The sequence below is a fragment of the Monashia sp. HAY1-2A genome (genome assembly GCF_056755315.1).
Genome location: NZ_JBNDHY010000260.1, coordinates 1 through 2,834, shown reverse-complemented (window position 1 = coordinate 2,834; position 2,834 = coordinate 1). Strand labels below are relative to the sequence as shown.

Genomic DNA, 2,834 nt, shown 5'->3' with positions numbered 1-2,834 from the left:
TCCGTCGTCGGCAGCGTCAGATGTGTATAAGAGACAGGTTGTGGCGGGCCGATCGTGCCGTGAGCGGTCCGAAACCGCGCCGTGGCGCAGTTGTGGCGGGCCGATCGTGCCGTGAGCGGTCCGAAACCGCGCCGTGGCGCGGTTGTGGTTACCGGCCGTGCCCTGAGCGGTCCAGAATCGCGCCGTGGCGCGGTTCCGGTCAGGTGTCCGCGGCGGGACCGGCGGCGAGGATCCCCGGCACCTCCTCGATGTCGTCGACGAGGTGCACGGCGCCGGCCATCCGGCGGTCGGCGGCGAGCGCGTGCAGCGTCGGCCAGACCGGCACCTCGACCGACCACTGCCGGCGCCCGACGAGCACGAGCGGCGGCAGGTGCGCGTCGTCGAGGGCGTAGTACAGCGGCGTCACGGCCTGGAAGATCTCCTGCACCGTGCCGGCGGCACCGCCGAGCACGACGACGCCGGCCGTGCTGCGGGCGAGCAGGCCCTCCTCGCGGATCGCGTTGGAGAAGTACTTGGCCACGGCGTCGCAGAAGACGTTCGGCGGCTCGTGCCCGTAGAACCACGTCGGGATCCCGAGCGAACGGGCCGTCGGCCCGAGCGACTCCGTCGGCAGGGCCGGCTCGTCGCCCAGCAGGTCGCTGCGCACCGCGAGGGCGAGGCGCGCCCAGTCGGTGACCGACGGCCGGAACGTCGGCACGGCGGCGAGCCGCCCCAGGGCATCGTCGAGGTCGGCGGCGTCGCGGCACAGCGCGCCGAGGTTGACCGCCTCCATCGCTCCCGGACCGCCCCCGGTGGCCACGACGTGCCCGTCGGCGGCCAGACGGTGCCCGAGCCGGGCCGCGGCCGCGTACGCCTCGGTCCCGCGCTCGACGCGGTGGCCACCCATGACGCCGACGACCGAGCGTCCCGCGACCAGCTCGTCGAGCTCGTCGGTCACGGTGTCGTCGTGGATCGCCCGCACGAGCGTGCAGTAGGCGTCGGTGCGCAGGCGGGCGTCACGGAACCAGCGGTAGGCCCGCGCGTCGGGCGTCGCGTCGTAGCCGCTCTCGAGCCCCGCGTAGAGGTCCTCGGGCCGGTACAGGCCGCGCCACGGGTCGACGGGCGCGTCGGCGATGCCGGGGAACACGATGGCGCCGCGGCGCAGCAGCACCTCGGTGACCTCGATCGGCACCGTCCCTCCGAGCACGACCAGGCCGGTCAGGTCGGCGTGCTCGGCGAACCGCTGCGCGTAGCCGGTGAGGTCGAGCCCCTGCAGGCGCAGCCCCCCGAGCGGCGACCCGGCGTCGAGGTGGTCGTCCAGGGCCTCGAGGCTCTCGATCTCCATGGCGTCATCCTGCCGTGGCCGTCGCTCCGGGCGTGGACGCGGCACCGGCGCCGGCGCCGGGTTTGCGAGGATCGCGAGGTGCTCGCCGTCCTCGAGGGTTTCGCCACGATCGCCGTCATCGTCGCGGTCGGCTGGCTGCTCGCCGACCGCCGCATCCTCGACGAAGGCGCCCAGGTCACCCTCTCGCGGCTGGCCTTCCACGTCGCCTCGCCCGCGCTGCTGCTCACCGTCATGCAGCGCACGTCGCTCGACGCCGTCCTGTCGGCCAACCTCGTCACGTCGCTCATCAGCTTCGCCGTCGTCGTCGTCCTCTACCTGACGATCGCCCGGTTCCGTTGGGCCGGAGGGACGCTCGGGTCCCGGCTCGTCGGCAGCCTGTCCGCCGCGTACGTCAACGCCGGCAACCTCGGCATCCCCATCGCCCTCTACGTCCTCGGCGACGTCGCGTGGGTCGCCCCGACGCTGCTCATGCAGCTGCTCGTGATCACGCCGGTCTACATGGCCCTGTTCGACAGCGACGCCCGCGGCGAGCGGCCGAGGCTGCTGCGGTCCCTGCGACGGATGTTCAGCAACCCGATCACGCTCGGCGCCGTCGCCGGGCTGCTCATCGCGGTGTTCGACGTGCACCTGCCGCGGGTCGTCGCCGACCCCGTCGACCTGCTCGGACGGATGGCCGTGCCGTCCATGCTCGTCGCGTTCGGCATCTCGCTGCGGCGTGGTCCGCGGCCGGCGACGGGCGGGGCGGCAGAGCACGTGTGGGCCATCGTCGGCATCAAGGTGCTGCTGATGCCGGCGGTCGCACTCGCCGTCGGCCTGGCCCTGGGCCTGCGTGGCGACGCGCTCTTCGCCGTCGTCGTCACGGCCGCGTTGCCGACGGCCCAGAACATCTTCACGTACGCGGTGCGCTACCGCCGAGAGGTCAACCTCGCCCGCGACGTCATCTTCGTCAGCACGTTCGCCTCGATCCCGGTCATCCTCGCGATCGCGGCCCTCTTCCACGGCCTCGCCGGCGTCTGACCAGCAGGCGTGCCGGGACCGCCCGGCGCCCCGACCGCCCGGCCGCCGACCCCGGCCGGCTCGCGGATCGCCCCGGCGGTGCAACACACCGAACAGCTGCCAGGGACCCCGGGAATACCCGTGCGGTGTTGGCGACTGCTCGGTGTGTTGCCGTGACGTGCGGGCCGGAGCGGGCGGGGGCGGGAGCGGGGCAGGCCGTGCGGGCGCGGTGCGCGGTCAGAAGTCGCCGAAGCCGCCGCCGAAGTCACTGCCGAAGTCGCCGCCGCCACCCCAGTCGCCGCCGAGGTCCCCGGCACCAAAGCCCTCACCGGCCGCGTTGACGTCACCGCCCGGGTCGCCAGCCGCGTCGCCACCACCGTCGGAGGTGTCGGAGGTGTCGGAGGTCTCGGAGGCATCGGACGCACCGCCGCTGCCGTTGCCCTCGCCGGCCTGGGCTGCCTCGGGGGACTGGTCGTACTGTCTCTTATACACATCTGACGCTGCCGACGACGGA

General features: G+C 73.6%; 2 protein-coding genes and 1 pseudogene. 1 reads left to right on the top strand and 2 read right to left on the bottom strand.

Features of this window, described 5'->3' with window-relative positions; genetic code table 11:
• Positions 1 to 199: 199 nt before the first annotated feature.
• On the bottom strand, positions 200 to 1,324 hold the full coding sequence (locus ACPYOM_RS21505) for an LOG family protein (RefSeq protein ID WP_481347514.1): 1,125 nt from the start codon (positions 1,322 to 1,324) through the stop codon (positions 200 to 202).
• Between the two features lie 78 nt (positions 1,325 to 1,402).
• Between ACPYOM_RS21505 and ACPYOM_RS21500 the strand changes: the two genes are divergently transcribed.
• Positions 1,403 to 2,341, top strand: coding sequence for an AEC family transporter (locus tag ACPYOM_RS21500; RefSeq protein ID WP_481339267.1), 939 nt, complete (start codon positions 1,403 to 1,405; stop codon positions 2,339 to 2,341).
• A 216-nt stretch (positions 2,342 to 2,557) separates the two neighbouring features.
• Here the strand turns inward: ACPYOM_RS21500 and ACPYOM_RS21495 are convergent.
• Positions 2,558 to 2,834, bottom strand: a pseudogene (locus ACPYOM_RS21495) (hypothetical protein); the annotation flags it as partial.

Bases quoted from the DNA above. Each gene is read 5' to 3' on its own strand.
- ACPYOM_RS21505 (WP_481347514.1), bottom strand. From the start codon at position 1,324: ATGGAGATCGAGAGCCTCGAGGCCCTGGACGACCACCTCGACGCCGGG.